This is a genomic window from Frateuria sp. sgz306004 (assembly GCF_057750885.1).
The window spans coordinates 539,725-559,764 of record NZ_JBYLFE010000002.1; the positions used below are offsets into that span (position 1 = coordinate 539,725).

Annotated in this window: 18 protein-coding genes; 14 read left to right on the forward strand and 4 right to left on the reverse strand. The window is 63.2% G+C overall.

From position 1 onward, the window contains the following. The first annotated feature begins 32 nt into the window (after positions 1-32). The 13 genes from AC3G2C_RS05745 (at position 33) to AC3G2C_RS05805 (ending at position 16,262) form a co-directional block, all read left to right on the forward strand. Positions 33-1,004 (forward strand): DedA family protein/thiosulfate sulfurtransferase GlpE, encoded by a 972-nt coding sequence (locus AC3G2C_RS05745; RefSeq protein WP_488383654.1) that lies wholly within the window; start codon positions 33-35, stop codon positions 1,002-1,004. A gap of 274 nt (positions 1,005-1,278) precedes the next feature. Beyond that, the gene (kdpF, locus tag AC3G2C_RS05750; protein ID WP_488383655.1) at positions 1,279-1,371 is read left to right on the forward strand and encodes a K(+)-transporting ATPase subunit F; all 93 of its coding nucleotides are present in this window, start codon (positions 1,279-1,281) and stop codon (positions 1,369-1,371) included. After that, on the forward strand, positions 1,368-3,170 hold the full coding sequence (gene kdpA / locus AC3G2C_RS05755; protein WP_488383656.1) for a potassium-transporting ATPase subunit KdpA: 1,803 nt from the start codon (positions 1,368-1,370) through the stop codon (positions 3,168-3,170). Before kdpF ends, kdpA begins: the two co-directional genes overlap by 4 nt. A 20-nt stretch (positions 3,171-3,190) precedes the next feature. Next, a complete protein-coding gene (kdpB, locus tag AC3G2C_RS05760; protein ID WP_488383657.1) occupies positions 3,191-5,272 on the forward strand; it encodes a potassium-transporting ATPase subunit KdpB in 2,082 nt (693 codons plus the stop codon). Between the two features lie 67 nt (positions 5,273-5,339). Next, the gene (locus tag AC3G2C_RS05765) at positions 5,340-5,540 is read left to right on the forward strand and encodes a hypothetical protein (protein WP_488383658.1); all 201 of its coding nucleotides are present in this window, start codon (positions 5,340-5,342) and stop codon (positions 5,538-5,540) included. Positions 5,541-5,621: 81 nt separating this feature from the next. Then, positions 5,622-7,148: an outer membrane beta-barrel protein gene (locus AC3G2C_RS05770; RefSeq protein WP_488383659.1), complete on the forward strand. Its 1,527-nt coding sequence runs from the start codon at positions 5,622-5,624 to the stop codon at positions 7,146-7,148. 10 nt (positions 7,149-7,158) lie between these two features. Next, positions 7,159-7,728 (forward strand): potassium-transporting ATPase subunit KdpC, encoded by a 570-nt coding sequence (gene kdpC / locus AC3G2C_RS05775; RefSeq protein WP_488383660.1) that lies wholly within the window; start codon positions 7,159-7,161, stop codon positions 7,726-7,728. A gap of 39 nt (positions 7,729-7,767) precedes the next feature. Then, on the forward strand, positions 7,768-10,434 hold the full coding sequence (locus AC3G2C_RS05780; RefSeq protein ID WP_488383661.1) for an ATP-binding protein: 2,667 nt from the start codon (positions 7,768-7,770) through the stop codon (positions 10,432-10,434). Beyond that, complete coding sequence (locus tag AC3G2C_RS05785) at positions 10,431-11,126, forward strand: response regulator (RefSeq protein WP_488383662.1); 696 nt, start codon at positions 10,431-10,433, stop codon at positions 11,124-11,126. Before AC3G2C_RS05780 ends, AC3G2C_RS05785 begins: the two co-directional genes overlap by 4 nt. Before the next feature lie 227 nt (positions 11,127-11,353). Beyond that, entirely contained in the window at positions 11,354-11,929 is a 576-nt protein-coding gene (gene ssb, locus AC3G2C_RS05790; RefSeq protein ID WP_488383663.1) for a single-stranded DNA-binding protein, read from the forward strand. A 676-nt stretch (positions 11,930-12,605) separates the two neighbouring features. Continuing rightward, on the forward strand, positions 12,606-13,502 hold the full coding sequence (locus tag AC3G2C_RS05795) for an EamA family transporter (RefSeq protein ID WP_488383664.1): 897 nt from the start codon (positions 12,606-12,608) through the stop codon (positions 13,500-13,502). A gap of 520 nt (positions 13,503-14,022) precedes the next feature. Next, complete coding sequence (locus tag AC3G2C_RS05800) at positions 14,023-15,489, forward strand: DUF4118 domain-containing protein (RefSeq protein ID WP_488383665.1); 1,467 nt, start codon at positions 14,023-14,025, stop codon at positions 15,487-15,489. Continuing rightward, positions 15,489-16,262, forward strand: coding sequence for a response regulator (locus tag AC3G2C_RS05805; protein WP_488383666.1), 774 nt, complete (start codon positions 15,489-15,491; stop codon positions 16,260-16,262). The genes AC3G2C_RS05800 and AC3G2C_RS05805 overlap by 1 nt, the downstream gene beginning before the upstream one ends. Here AC3G2C_RS05805 and AC3G2C_RS05810 read toward each other — a convergent pair. Together AC3G2C_RS05810 and AC3G2C_RS05815 are read right to left on the reverse strand one after the other, a co-directional pair. Continuing rightward, complete coding sequence (locus AC3G2C_RS05810) at positions 16,209-17,003, reverse strand: TorF family putative porin (RefSeq protein WP_488383667.1); 795 nt, start codon at positions 17,001-17,003, stop codon at positions 16,209-16,211. The genes AC3G2C_RS05805 and AC3G2C_RS05810 overlap by 54 nt on opposite strands. Before the next feature lie 256 nt (positions 17,004-17,259). Beyond that, positions 17,260-17,994 carry an alpha/beta fold hydrolase gene (locus AC3G2C_RS05815; protein WP_488383668.1) on the reverse strand — a complete coding sequence of 245 codons (735 nt, stop codon included), beginning with the start codon at positions 17,992-17,994 and terminating at the stop codon, positions 17,260-17,262. A 131-nt stretch (positions 17,995-18,125) separates the two neighbouring features. Between AC3G2C_RS05815 and AC3G2C_RS05820 the strand changes: the two genes are divergently transcribed. Then, positions 18,126-18,446: a hypothetical protein gene (locus AC3G2C_RS05820; protein WP_488383669.1), complete on the forward strand. Its 321-nt coding sequence runs from the start codon at positions 18,126-18,128 to the stop codon at positions 18,444-18,446. Between the two features lie 134 nt (positions 18,447-18,580). Here AC3G2C_RS05820 and AC3G2C_RS05825 read toward each other — a convergent pair whose 3' ends face one another. Further along, positions 18,581-18,994, reverse strand: coding sequence for a DoxX family protein (locus tag AC3G2C_RS05825; RefSeq protein WP_488383670.1), 414 nt, complete (start codon positions 18,992-18,994; stop codon positions 18,581-18,583). Positions 18,995-19,102: 108 nt separating this feature from the next. Next, complete coding sequence (locus AC3G2C_RS05830) at positions 19,103-19,918, reverse strand: SDR family NAD(P)-dependent oxidoreductase (protein ID WP_488383671.1); 816 nt, start codon at positions 19,916-19,918, stop codon at positions 19,103-19,105. Between the last annotated feature and the right edge of the window lie 122 nt (positions 19,919-20,040).

Genomic DNA, 20,040 nt, shown 5'->3' on the forward strand with positions numbered 1-20,040 from the left:
CGCCGGCCTCAGGCGGGCAAGGTGTCCAAGCCATGGCCCACCATATCGTTGAACTGATTGCGCAGTACGGCCTTTTGCTGGTTTTCGCCAATGTGTTGGTGGAGCAGGCGGGGGCGCCGGTACCGGCGGTACCCACCATGATCGTGGCGGGTGCTCTTGCTGCTGCGGGGCAATTGCCGCTGGCTGGCGTATTGGGCGTGGCGCTGGTGGCTTGCCTGTTGGCGGATCTCGCCTGGTATGCCGCTGGGCGTTACTTCGGCGGCGGCGTCATGCGCACGCTGTGCCGTATCTCGTTGTCACCCGATTCCTGCGTGAGGCAGTCCGAACTGCGGTTCCAGCGTTGGCGCGGGAGCGTGTTGCTGTTGGCCAAGTTCGTGCCGGGTCTCTCCACCGTGGCGCCGCCGCTGGTTGGCGCGATGGGGCTGCGGCCCGCCGCCTTTGTGTTTTTTGATGGGCTCGGCTCGCTGTTGTGGGTAGGTGTGTCGGTGAGTCTGGGCTATGTGTTCGCCAGCCAGATCGATTACGTGCTGGACGCGCTTGCCAATGCCGGCAGCGTGGCGCTGCTGTTGCTGGGCTGCCTGCTGGCGCTGTATGTCATTGCCAAGTGGTGGCAGCGTCATCGCCTGTTGCGCGCGTTGCGCATGGCGCGCATCTCCGTGGACGAACTCAGCCAAGCCATGGACGCGGGGCAGCTGCCGGTGATTGTGGACGTGCGCTCCGACGCCGTACGCGCCATGGACACCCGTATCATTCCCGGCGCCCTGCTCGCGGACGTCAACAGCATCGATCGCATCATCGGCAAGGTGCCGGTGGAAGCGGAACTGGTGGTGTACTGCGCCTGCCCCAACGAGGCATCCGCCGCGCTGGTGGCCAAGGCCTTGATGGCACACGGCTATACGCGAGTGCGACCACTGCTGGGCGGCCTGGACGCCTGGGACGCCGCCGGCCACCCCATCGAGCGCCTGGGTTTGGTGGACCAAAGCGCCGTGTCCCACGCGGCCTAAGTTGTCGGCCGTAAAAAATTTACGCGTTCTATACGGCCCCTGGGGGATTCGCTACCCCTTTCTTATGCGCCGGTTCCGACAATTTGCATCGTTGCAGAACACGGTGAGCCGGAACCCATGGACGTTGTCTATCTCTTGTTTTCGTTGGTGCTCTTTGCGGCATCGATCGGCTTTCTGCTGATCTGCGACCGCCTGGGCCGACGCCCCTGATTGTCCGCCACCGCCTGAGGCGGTGGCCCCCTCTTGCTCGCGCCTTCCCTGCGGGAGAACACCCATGAACGTGATCTATTTCGTGGCTGCCGCTATCGCGGTGGCCTTGACGGGCTACCTGTGCGTGGCCCTGCTTAAGCCGGAGTGGTTCGAATGACCACCAACGACTATCTCCAGATCGGGTTGTACCTGATCGTGCTGCTCGCCCTGATCAAACCGGTGGGCAGCTACATGGCGCTGGTCTTCGCCGATACGCCCAACCGCGTGCTGCGGGCTGGCGGCGGCGTGGAAAAGCTGCTCTATCGCCTCAGCGGCGTGCGCGCCGAGGAGCAGATGAGCTGGCGCAGCTATGCCATCGCCATGCTGTTGTTCAACATGGCGGGCCTGTTCGCCGTGTACGCGCTGCAGCGTCTGCAGCAGTGGCTGCCGCTGAATCCGCAGCACTTTGGCGCCGTGACGCCGGACTCGGCCATGAATACGGCCATCAGCTTCATCACCAACACCAACTGGCAGGGCTACACGGGCGAAAGCACGATGAGCTACCTGACCCAGATGCTGGGCCTGGCCGTGCAGAACTTCCTGTCGGCGGCTACGGGCATTGCGGTGCTGGTGGCGGTAGTGCGCGGCTTTACCCGTCGCAGCGCGGACAACATCGGCAACTTCTGGGTCGACATGACCCGCAGCACGCTCTACATCCTGGTGCCGTTCTCGCTGGTGACGGCGCTGCTGCTCTCTTCGCAGGGCGTGGTGCAGAACTTCAAGTCCTACGTGGACGTGCCGCTAATGCAGAACACCGTGGCCGTGGAAACCGTAAAGGACGCGGCCGGCAATACGGTGAAGGATGCCGCGGGCAAGGACGTCACCAAGGAAACCCCGGTAAGCACGCAGACCCTGCCGATGGGCCCAGCGGCCTCGCAGATCGCCATCAAGCACCTGGGCACCAACGGCGGCGGCTTCTTCAACGCCAACTCCGCGCATCCGTACGAGAACCCGACGCCCTTCAGCAACTTTATCGAGATGTTGGCGATCTTCCTGATCCCGGGCGGACTCTGCTACACCTTCGGCTGCATGGTGGGCGATCGCCGCCAGGGCTGGGCCATCCTCGCCACCATGCTGCTGATCTTCGTGCCGCTGGCGATTGGCGCTGTGGCCGCTGAGCAGGCAGGCAACCCAGCGTTGCATGGTCTGGCGGTCGACCAGCAAGCCACCACGCTGCAAGCGGGCGGCAACATGGAAGGCAAGGAAACGCGCTTCGGCATCGCGGCCAGTGGCCTTTTCACGGCCATCACCACGGCGGCTTCCTGTGGTGCGGTGAACAACGTGCACGACTCGCTGACCCCGCTGGGTGGCCTGGTGCCGATGTGGCTGATGCAGTTGGGCGAGGTGATCTTCGGCGGCGTGGGCTCGGGCCTGTACGGCATGCTGGCCTTCGCAGTGGTGGCGGTGTTCATCGCCGGCCTCATGGTGGGCCGCACGCCCGAATACCTGGGCAAGAAGATCGAAGCGCATGAAATGAAGATGGCCAGCCTGGCCGTGCTGGTGCCCTGCGCGCTGGTGGTGATCTGCACGGCCATCGCGGTGATGAGCCCGGCCGGCGTGGCAGGCATCGCCAACCCGGGTGCGCATGGCTTTAGCGAAGTGCTGTACGCCGTGTCTTCCGCGTCCAACAACAACGGCAGCGCGTTTGCCGGCCTGTCCGCCAACACGCCGTTCTGGAACGTGCTGCTGGGCGTGTGCATGTATTTCTCGCGCTTCCTGCTGGCGATCGCCATGCTCGCCATGGCCGGCTCGCTCGCCGCCAAGCGTCATGTGCCGCCTTCGGCCGGCACGCTGCCCACCCATACGCCGCTGTTCGTCACGCTGCTGGCTTGCGTGGTGATCGTGGTCGGCGCCCTGACTTTCCTGCCGGCCCTCGCGCTGGGACCGATCGCCGAATTCCTGATGTCGGCCCACTGATGCCTACGGAACATCGATCCATGACAACGACTCATACCCATGTGCACAACGTGCGCAGCTTCGATCGCGAGCTGATACTCAAGGCCGTGGCGGACTCGTTCCGCAAGCTGTCGCCCCGCCTGCAGTTTCGCAATCCGGTGATGTTCGTGGTGTTCGTGTGCAGCGTGCTGACCACCCTGTTGTGGGTGCAGGCGTTGACCGGCCACGGCGAGGCACCCACCGGGTTTATCTTCTGGGTGACCCTCTGGTTGTGGTTCACCCTGCTGTTCGCCAACTTCGCCGAGGCGCTGGCCGAAGGCCGCGGAAAGGCCCAGGCGGCGGCGCTGCGTAGTTCGCGCCGCGACGTGATCGCCAAGAAGCTCGCCGCAGTGCAGCGCGATGCGGCCATCACCTTCGTGCCGTCGCCGGAGTTGCGCGTCGGTCACCATGTGCTGGTGGAAGCCGGTGATGTGATGCCTGGCGACGGCGAAGTAGTGATGGGCGCGGCCAGCGTGGACGAGAGCGCCATCACCGGCGAATCTGCGCCGGTAATCCGCGAATCTGGTGGAGATCGCAGCGCGGTCACCGGCGGCACCCGCGTGCTGTCGGACTGGCTGGTGGTTCGCATTACTAGCAACCCGGGCGAAAGCTTCCTGGACCGCATGATCGCGATGGTGGAGGGCGCTTCGCGCCGCAAGACTCCCAACGAAATCGCGCTGACCATCCTGCTGGCCAAGTTCACGCTGATCTTCCTGCTGGCCTGCGCCACGCTGCTGCCGTACTCCATCTATAGCGTGCAGGCAGCAGGTAGCGGCAACCCCATCACCATCACCGTGCTGGTGGCGTTGCTGGTGTGCCTGATTCCCACCACCATCGGTGCGTTGCTTTCGGCCATCGGCATCGCCGGCATGGATCGCATGATTCGCGCCAACGTGATCGCCACTTCCGGCCGCGCGGTGGAAGCCGCCGGTGACGTGGATGTGCTGCTGCTGGACAAGACCGGCACCATCACTCTGGGCAACCGCCAGGCGGTGGCCTTCCTGCCCGCGCCAGGCGTGGAAGAAACCGTGCTCGCCGACGCCGCGCAGTTGGCTTCGCTGGCCGATGAAACGCCCGAGGGCCGCAGCATCGTGGTGCTCGCCAAGGAGCGCTTTGGCATCCGCGAGCGGCAGTTGGAAGCGGGCCACGCCGAATTCGTGCCGTTCACCGCGCAGACCCGCATGAGCGGCGTGAACCTGGGCGATCGCCAGATCCGCAAGGGCGCGCTGGATGCCGTGGAGCGTTATCTCGACGCCGCCGGCAGCCACCTGCCGCCGCTGGTCAAGCATATGGCCGAGGACATCGCCCGTCGCGGCGCCACGCCGCTGATCGTGACCGAGGGCAGCACCGCGCTGGGTGTGATCGAGTTGAAGGACATCGTGAAGGGCGGTATTCGCGAGCGCTTCGCCGAGATGCGCCGCATGGGCATCAAGACCGTCATGATCACCGGCGACAACCCGCTCACCGCCGCCGCCATCGCGGCCGAGGCAGGCGTGGATGACTTCCTCGCCGAAGCCACGCCCGAGGCCAAGCTCAAGCTCATCCGCAAGATCCAGGCCGAGAACCGCTTGGTAGCGATGTGCGGCGACGGTACCAACGATGCTCCCGCGCTGGCCCAGGCCGACGTGGCGGTGGCCATGAACACTGGCACGCAGGCCGCCAAAGAAGCGGGCAACATGGTCGATCTCGACTCCAACCCGACCAAGCTGATCGAGGTGGTGGAGATCGGCAAGCAGATGCTGATTACCCGCGGCGCACTCACCACGTTTTCCATCGCCAACGACGTGGCCAAGTACTTCGCCATCATCCCGGCGGCATTCGCCACCACCTATCCCGCGCTCAACACGCTGAACGTGATGAAGCTGGCCACCCCGCAGAGCGCCATCCTGTCGGCGGTGATCTTCAACGCGCTCATCATCATCTTCCTGATTCCATTGGCGCTGAAGGGCGTGAAGTACCGCGCTCTGGGCGCTGGGGACCTGCTGCGACGCAACCTGCTGGTGTATGGCCTGGGTGGCATCGTGGTGCCCTTTATCGGCATCAAGTTGATCGACATGTTGCTCGTGCTTTTCGGTCTGGTGTGACGCGGCTCAGGCCGCCCACCCAGACATCGACTAGATCAAGGCGCCATTCCTCCTCAGGAGTTAAGCCATGCAGACCCTCAAGCTCTCCGTTTCGCTACCCGACGAGACTCATCCGGACTTTGAACTTCGCCTTTCCGCGAACGACAGCGACTGCGATGTAGTGATTGCGCTACCGGTGAACGGCAGAGCGCGCGTGCAGCCTCAACCCACCGAGGCGCCGCGCAACGAGCAGGACGACTACGTGCTCGGCGGCTACGCCGGCATTTGATTGCGGCGCCACGAGGCACCGCAAAACGACCCAACACAAAACAGAGGACGGCCATCTCAAGGCCGGTTTGCAGGAACACACATGAACTCCAAGAAGGTACTTTCGCTCGCGCTGCTGCTTGCCCTGGCCCCGGCCGGTGAGGCGTTGGCATCGCCCAGCGTCAATGTGGCTTCCACTGACGTGACCGCCGCGGCCGACCTCGGCCAGGCCACGCCCAGCGCGCCCATGGCGGCCAGCGCCGATTGCTCACAGGGCTTTTTCTCGCGCCTTGCCTCCGCCTATCGGGAAGATGCGCAGCCCGCCGACCCCAATGCCCCCGCGCCGGCGCGTCGTGGCATGGATTCGCCGTTCTCTTCGCCGCCGTTCCCGTCGTCGGAATGGCAGCTGGGTGGTGTGGATTACCCAATCGGCGTACCCAACGAGAACTCCCAGTACCCGCTGGAGAAGGCGTTGTCGTGCACCAAGCTGGGTCACTGGATGCAAGACAACCGCATCGAGACGTACGGCTGGATCAATCCGTCGATGAACATCAGTTCATCCAGCCATACGAACTACCCGCTGTCGTACGCCACGCGTCCCAATCGCGTGGAATTCGACCAGTTCCTGTTCCGCATCCAGCGCGTGCCCGACACCGTGCAGACCGATCACATCGACTGGGGTTTCCATTTCGATGATCTCTACGGCTACGACTACCACTACACCACCATGAAGGGCGTCACGAGCTACCAGCTCCTGAACAATCCCAAGGCGGACAGCGCGCTCAACGGCAAGCTTTACGGCAACGATCCCATGATCGCCTACGTTGACCTGTACATTCCCTGGGTTGCGCAAGGCATGGTGATCACGGCGGGTCGTTACTTGTCGCTGCCGGATATCGAAGCTCAGTTTTCGCCCAACAACTACCTGTTGACGCACTCCATCCTCTACACGGTGGACGCGTACACCAACATGGGTGTGATCACCACCACCAAGCTCAACGATCAATGGACGTTGCAACTGGGTGTGCACGGCGGTGACGACTCGGCGCCGTGGGACAGCACCAGCCGTCTGAGTTTCCAGGGTTGCGTGCGCTGGGTATCCAAGTCCAACAACGACATGCTGTATCCCTGCGTGGAGTCGTACAACCACTCCAACCAGACCTACAACAACCTGCAGGAGTTCGTGCTGACCTGGGGCCATCGCTTTACCCCCAACGTGCACATGCTCACCGAGGCGTACCGCATCTTCGTGCGCAACCAGTCGCTGGCCACCGATCCGTCGCAGTCGCATGCGCCGACCGGCGCACCCGGCTATCCGCTGGGTGAGGCGCCGAACTTCCCGTTGGGCCACAACCCTGCGTTCGGTATCGTTAACTATTTCAACATCGAGCTCGATCCGAGCAACATGATGTCGATTCGCAACGAGTTCTATAACGACGAGCAGGGCCAGCGCACTGGTTTTGCCACGCGCTATTCCAGCCACACCGTAGGCATGACGCATTGGGTTTCGCAGGATCTGGAGATCCGTCCGGAGCTGCGCTACGAGCACGCCTACGATTTCCCGGCCTACGACGGTGGCCACAAGAATCATCAGGTCACGGCGCTGGTCGACGCGATCATCCATTACTGAGGTGATGAACATGGGCAAGTTGATTCGCAGCGCTTTGATGATGCTGCTACTGATGACGGTGATTACCGGCGTGGTATATCCGCTGGTAACCACCGGCCTGGCCCAGATGCTGTTCCCCGCGCAGGCGAATGGCAGCCTGATCGAGAAGGACGGCAAGCCAGTCGGCTCCACGCTGATCGGTCAGGCCTTCACCGACCCCAAGTACTTCTGGGGCCGTCCGTCGGCGACCGCTCCGCAACCCAACAACGGCGAAAGCTCGGGCGGCTCCAACCAGGGGCCGACCAACCCGGCGCTCACCGATGCGGTCAAACAGCGTATCGACGCGCTGCACGCCGCCGACCCGGGCAACTCCGTACCGGTGCCGGTGGACCTGGTCACCGCCTCGGGCAGTGGCCTGGACCCGGAGATCTCGCTGGCAGCCGCGGCTTATCAGGTGCCGCGCGTGGCACGCGTTCGCGGTCTTAGCGAGGCGCAGGTGCAGGCCCTGGTGGCGCAAGCTACCAGCGATCGTCAGTTCGGTATGCTGGGCGAACCGCGTGTCAACGTGCTTAAGCTCAATATGGCGCTCGATGGCCATTGAGGCATAACGTAGTGACGGTTCACCCAGACAAGGGAATGCATGTCCGAGCTCTCTCGTGAAGCCCGCGCCGACGCCTTGCTCGATTCGGTGCAGGACGAGCGCAACCGGCGCCTTAAGATTTTCTTGGGCGCCGCGCCTGGCGTAGGCAAAACCTACGCCATGCTTTCGGCCGCGCGCGAGCTGAAGCGGCAGGGCGTGGATGTGGTGGTAGGCCTGGTGGAAACGCACGGTCGCGCCGAAACCCAGGCCTTGCTCGAAGGGCTCGAGCAGTTGCCTCGGCGGCAAGTGAACTACCGCGGCCGCGACTTCACCGAGTTCGACCTGGACGCCGCCCTGCAACGGCGTCCCGATGTGATCCTGGTGGACGAGTTGGCCCACCGCAACCTGCCAGGTGGACGCCATGAGCGGCGCTGGCAGGACATCGCCGAACTGCTCGACGCCGGTGTCGAGGTCTATACCGCACTCAACGTGCAGCACCTGGAGAGCCTCAACGATCAGGTGCGGCGCATCACCAACGTCACCGTGCGCGAAACTGTGCCCGATGCCTTCCTGGATCGTGCTCGCGACATCGTGCTCGTGGACTTGCCGCCACGCGAGCTGATCCAACGTCTCAAACAGGGCAAGGTATACGTGCCGGAAACGGCAGCTGCCGCCCTGGATGCCTTCTTCTCGCCAACCAACCTGGTTGCGTTGCGCGAACTGGCGGTGGAAACGGTCGCCGGCCACGTGGACAGCGACCTGCGCGAGCACATGCTGGCACGTGGCGGCGCCATGCCCGTGCGTCGTCGCGTATTGGCCGCCATCGACGGGCATGCGCAGAGCGAGTATCTGGTGCGTGTGGCCCGCCGTATCGCCGAGCGGCGAGGCGCTCCGTGGAGCGTAGCGTTTGTGGATACCGGGGCCACGCTGGACAAGGCACGGCGCGAGCGCATCGACACCGCCATGCGACTGGCTCGTCGCCTGGGTGGTGATACCGTGGTACTGCGTGGTCATGCCATCGCCGACGAACTGATTGCGCACGCTGATCGCGAAGGCATCGGCCAGATCATCCTCGGCCGTACGCGTGAGCGCCCTTTGGCACGCATGCTGGGTCGCTCGCTCACCCAGTTGCTGCTGCGCCGTGGCGCGCATCTGGAACTCACCATTATCGCTACGCCGGCAGAGCGAGCCAAGTCACGCCTTCGCTTGCGCATGCCGGGTGGGCGCGGCCGGCGTGGCGAATATGTTTTCGCTACGCTCGCCATGTTGGCTGGCTTCGCGCTAGCCTTCATCGCGGATCGCTACCTGTCGGTGGCCAACCTCTCGCTGATCTTCCTCACCGTGGTGCTAGTGGTGGCGGTACGCACCCGCATGGCAGTGGCGGTGTACACGGCGACGCTGTGTTTCCTTGGCGATAATTTCTTTTTTGCGCCACCGCGCTACACGCTCACCATCGCCAGCTTCGATGACGTGCTCGCCGTATGCTTGTTCTTCGTGGCGGCGCTGGTGTGCAGCCGGCTGGCAACGCAATTGGCCAGCCAGGTGGAATCCATGCGCGCAGCGCATGCGCAAGCGCGAGCGTTGCTGGCGTTGGGTCAACGCTTGGCGACGAGTACGGACGCCGATGGCATCCGCAAAGTGGGTGCAGCCGCGCTGGCCCAGGCGCTGCGCTGCGACGCGGCCATCCTCGCGCGTGATGCCAGCCAAGTATTGAGACCCGTGGCCGCGTCGCCGCGTGACTTTCCACTCGCCACCCAAGATCTGGCCGCTGCCGGGTGGAGCGAACAGCATGCCGAGCAAGCTGGCCGCTATACCGATACATTGAATGCTGCGCCGTGCTGGGTGTTGCCGTTGGGCAGCGAGGACAACAAGCTCGGCGCCGCCGCGTTGCGCTTTCCGCCGGAGCAAGGCGAGCCATCGCCCGATCAACGCAGCCTTGCCTTGACCATGGTGCAGGACATTGGCCAGGCGCTTGAACGCGCCCGCTTGGCGGACGAGTTGGAAGGCGCGCGCGTGCAAGGCGAAACCGAGCGGCTGCGTAATGCGCTGCTGTCTTCCGTATCGCACGATCTGCGCTCTCCGCTGGCGTCGATGATCGGCTCGGCCGGCACCTTGTCCAGCTATGGGGACCAGTTGCCCGCGGAAGAACGCCGCGAACTGCTGGAGGCCATTCTTGGTGAAGGCCAGCGGCTGGATCGCTACATCCAGAACCTACTCGACATGACACGCCTGGGTCACGGCACGCTCAAGCTCAATCGCGACTGGACCGACGCCGCCGAAATCGTCGCCGCTGCCACCACGCGCCTGCGTAAGCTGTTCCCCGACCTCAAGCTGGATATCGTGCTGCCGCCCAGCACCATCCTGCTGTACGTGCACCCGGCGCTGATCGAGCAGGCGCTGTTCAATATCCTGGAGAATGCCGCGCGCTTCTCGCCAGCGGGCGAAGCGGTGCGCGTGGTGGTGCGCGCCAAGGGCGAGCAGATGCAGATCGACGTGATCGATCGCGGCCCTGGCATTCCCGAGGACGAACGCGCGCGCATCTTCGACATGTTCTATTCGGTATCCCGTGGTGACCGCGCACCGCAGGGCACGGGCCTGGGGCTGGCAATCTGCCGCGGCATGATCGGCGCGCATGGCGGCAGCGTCGAGGCCTTGCCGGGCGACGGCATTGGCACCACCATTCGCATCACCCTGCCGTTGCCGGCGCCGCCCGACAATCCCACATGAGCGCTGCCACGCCCTGCGTGCTGGTCATCGATGACGAGGCCCAGATCCGCAAATTCCTCGATATCGGCCTGCGTGCCGAAGGTTACGAGGTGCTGCTCGCCGCCAACGGCACCGAGGGCTTGGCACTGGCGGCGACGCGTTCGCCCGACTTGGTCATTCTCGATATCGGCTTGCCCGACCGTGAGGGGCACGAGGTACTGGCCGAACTGCGCCAATGGAGTCACGTGCCCGTGATCATGCTTTCGGTGCGCGACGCCGAAAGCGAAAAGGTCAAGGCACTCGACGCGGGCGCGAACGACTACGTGACCAAGCCGTTCGGTATCCAAGAACTCATGGCTCGCCTGCGCGCCTTGCTGCGCAATCGGCCGGGCGAACCCGAAGCGCCCCAGCGCTATGACGACGGCCGGCTGGTGATCGACCTGGCCCGGCGCGAGGTGGCCCTGGATGGGGTGCCCTTGGCGCTGACCCGCAAGGAATATGCCGTGCTTGCCATGCTGCTGCGGCACGCCGGCCGCGTGGTCACCCAGCAGCAATTGCTGCGCGATATCTGGGGTGCCACCCACACCCATGACAGCCACTATCTGCGCATCGTCATCGGCAAGCTGCGCCAAAAGCTGGGCGACGACCCGGCCAGCCCTCGCTGGCTCAAGACCGAGCCCGGGGTGGGTTACCGCTTCCTCACCGCCGTCTGAGACGCCCGGGCTCGTCGCAACCCCTGAGAACGGCAAGTGCTTTGATTGGCGGCCAGTTTTCCCTCAGGCCAACGCCCGGAGGGCAGGGGGGGGAGCTAGCCATCGGCCAGGGCCTGCAGGGTCAACCTGTTGCCCCAGGCGGCCGGCAGTTATCATGGCTCCCCGATCAACCATCCCGGTGCTGACTGCCCCAGAACGCAGCGCCGGCTCACAGAGGAAATCCATCCATGGCACGCGGTATCAACAAGGTCATCATCGTCGGCAACCTCGGCGCGGACCCCGAAACCCGCTACACCGGCAACGGCACGGCCATCACCAGCCTGCGCATCGCCACCTCCGAGAACTGGACCGACAAGCAGAGCGGCGAAAAGCAGGAACGCACCGAGTGGCACCGCGTGAAGCTGTTCGGCCGCCTCGCTGAAATCGCCGGCGAATACCTCAAGAAGGGCCGCCAGGTGTACATCGAAGGCTCGCTGCGCACCGACAAGTACACCGACAAGGACGGTGTGGAGCGCTTCAGCACCGACATCATCGCCAACGAAATGCAGATGCTCGGCGGCGGCTCCGAAGGCGGCATGGGCGGCGGTGGCGGTGGTGGTGGCTTCCAGCGCTCGCAGGGCGGTGGCGGCGGCCAGCAGCGCCAGAGTGGCGGCGGTGGCGGCTACGGTGGCGGCCAGTCGCGCGGTGGCGACAACTTCGGCGGCGGCGCGCGCGGCAACGACAACTACGGCAACCAGCAACGCCAGTCGGCCCCGGCCCCGGTGCAGAACAACAGCTTCGACGACGACGATATTCCGTTCTGATCGATCCGGCTTATCTAGCCGTTAAGCGTCTCCAGGAAGCCCATGGTCTCCATGGGCTTTTTGTTTGCGCGAGTCTCGGGTGAAGCGTGGTGGCGAAGCGTGGTCTTGCTCTACGGCGCACATCCTTCGCAACCATTGACATGCAAAGGTTCACGTTGATCGCTGTTTTGGCTCTGCCTATGGAAAGACCGCACGCGCGCCTACTCATTTGCAGGCGAACACCCAGTGGATTAGATGCACGGGGTGCGCACAATGATTCTGTTCTCTCTCTCAAGGGGCTCTAAGGATGCTCAGATTTTAATCGTCATCCCAGCGATAGCTGGGATCCAGTGTCGGTAAATCTCTGAACGTAAGGGCACTGGATTCCTGCTTTCGCAGGAATGACGAGCAAAATGTCGATCAATCTGACCTTCCCTAAAGCCGACATCGGCGATTCATTCGCGAGAGGGATATGTAGTGGCGTCGGGCTGCATGGGTAGGTTGGTAACGTGCCTATAGCTTGTTAGTCCCGGTCGTCGAGAAGCATCAAGTCGTAGTTCTGGCTGCTCTTGGAAAGAACAAATCCAAGGCGCTGAGCGTGGTGCGTCTCGCATGCAAATGTCGCAAGAGGAAATTCGGACGTAGATGAGCGGGTGAAACAGTCGCTTCCAAGTTGCGAGAATCTGGAGTTGATGCCATGGCCTTGAAGGACTCGATGCTAGCCTTGCTCGTCGCCGCCATCTGGGGATTCAATTTTGTCGCCATCCATCTTGGGCTGGAGTCCTTTCCGCCTTTTCTATTCTCCTTCTTTCGGTTTTCACTGGCCGCCATTCCCGCGGTATTTCTGATACGGCGTGGCAGCGTGCCTTGGGCTGTGATCTTCAATGTTGGCGTAGTGCTTGGGACGGTGAAGTACTCCATGCTATTCCTCGGCATGAAGATCGGGATGCCCGCAGGGCTGGCCTCTCTAGTCCTGCAGGCGCAGGTGATCTTCACAATGATCCTATCGATGCTGTTCCTGGGCGATCGCCCATCCATCCAGCAATGGATAGGCATGTTGATCGCTTCTGCGGGCATGTGTCTGATCACAAGCGGCGGGCAGCTTGGCTTCACCGCTGTGGGGTTCCTTTGCACGATAGGCGCCGCTCTGGCGTGGGCTGTGGCCAACATCATCATCAAAAGCGCAGCCGTCGATAGTTATCGGCTGATGATCTGGATGAGCATCATCCCGCCGTTGCCCATGCTGGCCTTGTCTGCGGTCTTCGAGTCCGGGCAGGTGGACGTCGCCACACGTTTGATGACGCCACAAGGCTTTGGAGTCGTCGCATACTCTAGTTTGCTTGCGACCGTTGTAGCCTTCGGCCTTTGGGGAAATCTCATGAAGAAGTATTCCGCGAACATGGTGGCGCCTTTTGCCTTACTGGTGCCGGTTTTCGGTGGGCTGTCCGCCTTCCTCGTACTTGGTGAGCGCTTGACCGTGACCAATGGCCTGGCAATGGGCTTGATCATCGGTGGGCTTGTTCTGATCAGCAAAGTCAGATGGCCGTCGGCGATATCGCCTTTTCGCGAGCCTAAGGCGAACTCAGAGATTTGAACGTCCCTATCTATCCTTTGATCTTCTGTCCTCCTCGCTCAGGATCAACAAGCGCCTCGTCGATCTATATGCCGCAAGCGGGGCTCGCTAGTGCGCGGTGAGGCATGAATTGGAGGAGTGAACGGAACACATCACCCATTTGTGCTGAAACGATCTGACGCAGCGCGCCAATCGCCACCATCGTGAGCAACGACGACCTTGCTACCGGAGTTCGCATCGCTCTGAGTATCCCGCTGCGCCAACTGGCAGCATGAACGACGCAGCCGTCGCGATTTACGACATCTATACGGCGACAGGGCTCGTACATACCGCAACTTTATGAGTGGTCGGGACAGAATGTTGGGATGATTCCCTGCCTCGCCATACACCGTGCCCCATTGCCGAAGCGCGAACTCACGCGTTTTTTTGAGGGCGCGCGTGGTGGCGCACGCTCATGCACACAGAACCGGCCGTAAGTCCCGGCGTCTCCGGCTCGGGCCGATTTTCGCGAGAACAGCGGGCCACAAGGTCCTGGCACGGTTTGTTGCTGGCGCTGGTGGCGAGCAGTGTAGCGACAGTAGCGGCAGCCTTGTTACTCAAGGTATTCGACCTTGCCAATGTGGTGATCCTGTTCCTGTTTACCGTGGTGCTGGTGTCCTTGCGTGTGGGGCGCCTGGCCGGCGCCTTGGCGGCCTTGCTCGGCGTGCTTAGCTTTGACTTCTTCTTCGTTCCGCCGGTTTTCTCGTTCCACGTGTCGGACACGCAGTATCTGTTCACCTTCGCTTTGACCCTGGCGGTAGCGCTTATCACCGGTCAGCTTGCTGCCCGCATGCGCGAAGGTGCGGCTCGCGCCGTGGCCGGGGAACATCGAGCGACGACTTTGGCGCATGTCGCCGGGCAGTTGTCCGCGGCCGCTAGCCTGGAGGCTATTCACGCGGTGTGTCGGCAGACCATTGCACCGGTATTCCAGACGCAAGGCGGTCTTTGGATGCCTGACATGGATGCTGGGGGCGACTGGCCGCACGGCGACTTTGATGTTGCCGTGGCACGTTGGACTTACGAGCGACGGCGTCGAGCGGAATGCGTGCATCCGCTAACCGATATGCAATTCATCTATGTGCCGGTCATTTCCGCGCAAGGCCCGCAGGGCGTACTGGCGCTGTGGCGGGAGGCGCACAGCGCATCTTTGAAAGAGGAGCAGCGACAGCAGTTGGATGCCTGCTGCGCCTTGGTGGGTCAGGCGCTCGCGCGTATACACTTTGCCGAACTGGCACGCGAAGCGCAGGTGCGCATGGAAGGCGAGCGATTTCGACACACCTTGCTGGCATCGATATCGCACGATTTGAAGACGCCGCTTACGGCGATTCGAGGTATGGCCGAAACGCTGGACATAGTGCAGGTCGCAGGCGACGAAGCGTCGCGAGGTTTGGCACGTGCCATTGGCCGGCAAGCCGACGCCTTGCACCGCTTGGTTTGCAATCTGTTGGACCTGGCGCGCATGCAGGAGCATGGCGTGCATCTGCAACGGGATTGGCATGCCATGGACGAGGTGATCGGGGCCGCCGTTGACAGTACGTCGATCGATATTAAGGGGCGTACCATCACGGTAAAGGCTGTGTCTTCCTTGCCGCTGGTCTTGCTCGACGCCTGTCTGTTCGAGCGTGTGTTGGTGAACCTGTTGGACAACGCGATCAAGTACACGCCGGAGTGCTCGCGCATCGACATTTGCGCTTTCGTAAGCGATGGCATGCTGCATGTTTGCGTGGAAGACGACGGCCCAGGATTGCCACACGGCCTATCGGCTGAGCAGCTTTTCACTCCGTTCGTGCGGGGCGTGCGCGAATCGTCCATCTGCGGAGTTGGGCTTGGGCTTGCCTTGTGTCGAAGTATTGTGGAGGCGCATGGCGGATCGATTGACGCCCAAGCAAGGCAACCACATGGCCTACATGTGCGCCTCATGCTGCCGCTGCATGCGGCGCCACCGATGGAGCCGGAGTGCACGCCGTGATGCGTCCGCGGATTCTATTGGTGGAAGATGAAGCCGATATTCGGCGATTCGTGCGCCTTTCGCTGGAGCGTGAAGGTATGGCGGTATTTGAGGCGGCCAATGCGCTGGAGGCACGCATCGGGGCGGCCACTCGCCAGCCACAGTTGGTGGTGTTGGATCTTGGCCTGCCGGACGGTGATGGCAAGGGATTTATCCAGGATCTACGCGGTTGGTCTCATGTTCCTGTACTTGTATTGTCGGCGCGGGAGCATGAGCAGGAGAAGGTCGCGGCGCTGGAGGCCGGTGCGGACGATTACCTGGCCAAGCCCTTCGGCGTGCCCGAGCTGGTGGCGCGCGTGCGTGCCCAGCTTCGGCGCGCGAACCTAGTGGGCCCGGCAGGCGAAGCGCCTACGATGGTACGCTTCGGGGAGATCAGCGTGGACTTGGCGACTTACGAAGTGCAGCGCGCCGGGGTCGCCGTGCATCTCACGCCGATCGAATTCCGCCTGCTGTCCAGCCTGATTCGAGGGCACGGCAAAGTGCTGACCTATCGGCAGCTGCTGCTGTCGGTGTGGGGGCCGGGATACGCGGATCGGCCGCATTACGTGCGCGTGTACATGAACAACTTGCGCCAGAAGCTGGAGAGCGATCCGGCACGGCCGAAGCATCTGATGACGGAGTTGCAGGTGGGCTATCGCCTCGCCGGTCTGTGCCAGGGCGAGGCGATAGCCAAGGTGTCATCAGAAGGTGGCCTTGAGGCTCGCCACCACGCGGGCGTGGTAGATGTCGCCTGAGCCGTGGGTGTCGGTATCCCAGTAGCGCAGGTCCAGTGCGGTGTGGTCGTTGATGGACCAGCTGAGACCTGCATTCCAGGTGTTGTAGGCAAAGCGTGTGGTGCTGCCATCCGGGCGGGTTACCGCATGGGCGATGTACTGCCGACCCAGCGCGGCCGATGTGCTCCACACTGCGTTGATGGCGTAGCTAAGGTTGGCTTCGCCATACATCGCGTGCTTGGCGCTACCCGGAAAGTTGGGTGAATAGTAGGCGGCGCCGCCGAGCGTCAAGGCGCCGAACGCATGCGTGCTGCGCAGATAGGTTTCCGCATAGGCTTCGCGCGTGCCGCGTGGCTGGTCACGATAGCCGTAGTAGATATAGCCAATGTCCAGGTTGATTCCGGCCAAGGTGGGGCGCCAGCCGCCATACACGTCGTACTCCTGTCGGGTGCTGGTGTCGCCCGATGGCGTGAAGTCGACATTGGAGCTCCACGCACCCACATACCAGCGGCTGTCATAAGTGATATCGACGCCCGCAAAGCCCGAGGGGCGCTCGTTGGTCTGGCTGATGCCGCGAAATACATAGTCGCTTTGTGCGCCCGCATTGAAGGCTACCTGCCAACCGGGTCCTGTGCCCGGGGAGGCTGCTGGAGGGGCAGTCAGTTCGTCGATGGGGGCGACGATGCCGTTATCTTGTGCGAAGGCGAGCGAGGTCATGCCCAGCGGCAAAGCCGCGAGCGCAAGGAGCAGTGTTGTTTTCATGATGGCATCCGCGTAAAGCGACGCTCGGGTATCGATGCGCCGCGAGGAAACTGCCGCAGATGCTAGAAATGGCCGTCTAAAGACGGTGCTGAGTTTGGCCCTTGCGTATCAAGGTGGCATCAAGGCCGCGTTTTCGGTGTGCTTGCCTGCACATCGGAGCGTTGGTGTTGATCGATCCAGGCGGTGACACGCGCCAGCACGTCATCTGCCCGTTCTCGGTGGGGTATGTGGCCGCACGGAGAAAGAACCGCTAGCGTTACCTCGCCCGAGACTCGCACAGCCAGCCGCTGGGGATGCAGGATGGAGCCGTTTCGTCCAGCTCACCGTGGATGGCCAGCAGCGGGCAGGTGACTTTCGGGAGCACAGCATCGAGGTTCCAGTCAGTGAAATTGGACGCCAGCCAGGTATCGATCCAGGCATTCAACACCCACTCGGCTTTGTCACCGTGGTATTTGCGCAGGCGATCCCGTTGCGCGGGGTCGGCGAATTGCGCCTGGGCGTAGCGAATGCCTGCGAGCGTCCGGTCCTCCACAAACGCTTGCGCCGATTCGGTGATCAATCCGGTGCAGCGATCCGCATGGGTAGCCGCGCAGCTAACGGCCATGCCGCCTCCCACGCTGTGGCCGAAGGGGATGGCCCGCCGCAATTGACATTGATCCAACACCGCCTGAAAGCCCTGGCCGGCCTCGCGCTGGATGAAGTCCAGGTCTAGCGCGCCTGGGTGCGGGTCGGAAAGACCAAAGCCCAGCCTGTCGTAGGCGATCACGTCGCGGCGTGCCGAGTGCGCCAGGCGCTCCGGAAAGTCACGCCACAGCGCTATGCATCCAAGCGAATCATGCAGAAGCACCAAGGGCGCGAGGTCTTGCGACGACGGTGCGCCGTAATGCCAGCGTTTAGCGTACAACTGGCCCTGTGGCGTATGGATGGATAGGTCGTGTGTGCGGATCGAGGGCATTGGGTTGTACTGGGTGGGCGTCCACCGTAGCGCCACGTTGGCGGTACGAGAGACTGGCGATCCGCGCCATCTTACGCCCGGCCCAGTGATGGCCGGACCACTCGTACGTCAGCGCTGCGACGAGTGGTGCGTTGTGTCGATAGTCAGCGTTATGTCGCGAGGTTTCCATGGCGGGTCATTTGCATGCTCTAGTCTTCTACACGGTGTTGCTCGGCTTCATGACGACGCTGGCGATGTTCTTCATGCAGTTGCGTGCGTACTACCGGGTGGATCATCGCAGCCTGGTGTTGCTGGCGGCCAGTTCAGGCCTGGGCCTGATTTACTCGACGCTGATCCTGGTACCTCTGCTTTTTGCCGGCGATATGGCCTTGCGCTGGTTGTTTTATGTGACAGGCGCGTTGTTTCTTACGGCGCAATGCGTATTGGGTATCTGGGGCACAGCGCTGTTGTTTCGAGCGTTTGAGCGGGCAGCGATCAAGGCGCCTTAGGGGCGGGCTGGGGAGGCATACCCATCGACACAGGGCCGCGCGCTTCTGCGGAAAAGGCGGCTGCACCGTTGGCCCGGCGACCCGGCGTCGCCAGGGCAGAAGGCCCGCCTAAGCGGGCCTTGAGGGGAGGTTGCTCAGCGTCCGTCGAGCGAGTAACGGCCGGGGCCGTTGAGGCAAAGCAGCAACAGGCCGCCAGCGATGCTTACGTTCTTGTAAAAGTTGATCATGGCGCTGGCGCGGTCCGGGTCCACCATGTTCCAGAAGGGGTGGCCAATCAGCGCGGCAGCTAGCGTGTACAGGCCGAGCAATAAGGCCAGCGGGCGAGTGTAGAAGCCCAACACAATCGCCACGCCCACGGCGAACTCCATGATCACCGCCACGGCTGCAGATACGGTTGGCATGGGTACACCGACCGAGGCCATGTAGCCGGCCGTGGCCGAAAAGCCCACGAGTTTGCTCCAGCCGAACACGACGAACAGAATCATCAACAATACGCGTGCGACAAGGGTCAGGCCGTCCTTGCTGCCCTCCAGTAACGTATATCGCATGGCGGTTCTCCCATGAATGTACGTGAAGGGTGCGGGCTCCCCGCCCGCGCCGGCCGCACGGTGTTCGCGCGGCGTGCGGACACTATATCGCGCCGCGCGCGCGGTGGCTCAGGCATCTTCGGGAATATCGCTCTTGTAGCGGTCGGCAGCGCGGTCGCGCGAGAGCATGGGCGCCAGCCGATGGCGCGCCACTTCGTAGCGTTGCCAGTCGGCGGGGTCGGGCAGTGAGGGTATGGTCACCAGTTCGCCGGCATCGAAGCCGGCCAGGGCGGCATCGACCATCTCGTCCACTTCCATCACCCAGGCGGGAGGAAGGTGCTTGAGCCGATCGCCTGCCTCGCCCTGCAAGTGAGTGCGGGTGACGCCCGGCAACACCGCCTGCACGCGCACGCCTTGTGCGGATACTTCGGCATGCAGTGCCTGGGTGTAGCTCAGCAGATAGCTCTTGCTGGCGGCGTAGCTGCCGCCGAAGCTGTCCGGCGTGAGCGCCAGCACCGAACCGATATTGATGATGGCGCCGTTAGCACGGCTCAGCAGGCGCGGCAGGATGGCGCCTGCCAGTCGCGTGGGGGCGATCACGTTGAGTTGCAGCATGGCTTCGTGCACGTCGGCAGGCGTGCTGGCAATAGCGCTGCCGCTGGCGATGCCGGCGTTGTTCACCAGCAGGCCGATGCGTGCATCGTCGCGCAGTCGCTGTTCGACATGCAGGCGCTCGCCGGGCGAGGTGAGGTCGGCCGGCAGCACGTCCACCGCTACGCCGTAGTCGTGGCCGAGGCGTTGAGCCAGGGCGTGCAGGCGGTCGGCATGGCGCGCCACCAGCACCAGCGGGTGGCCGCGCCGGGCCAGGCGGTCGGCGTAGGCGGCGCCGATGCCGGCGGACGCGCCTGTGACCAAGGCGGTATCGAGTGTGGCGACATAGGCCATGGCGAGTCTCCAGGCGGGGGCATGCTCAGCACCTTACTCACCTGGGCGCGGCGTCGTCACGCCCCATAAAGGTAAAGACGGCACGCCACGTTCACCCCACGCCCGGTAGAACAGCCCGACCC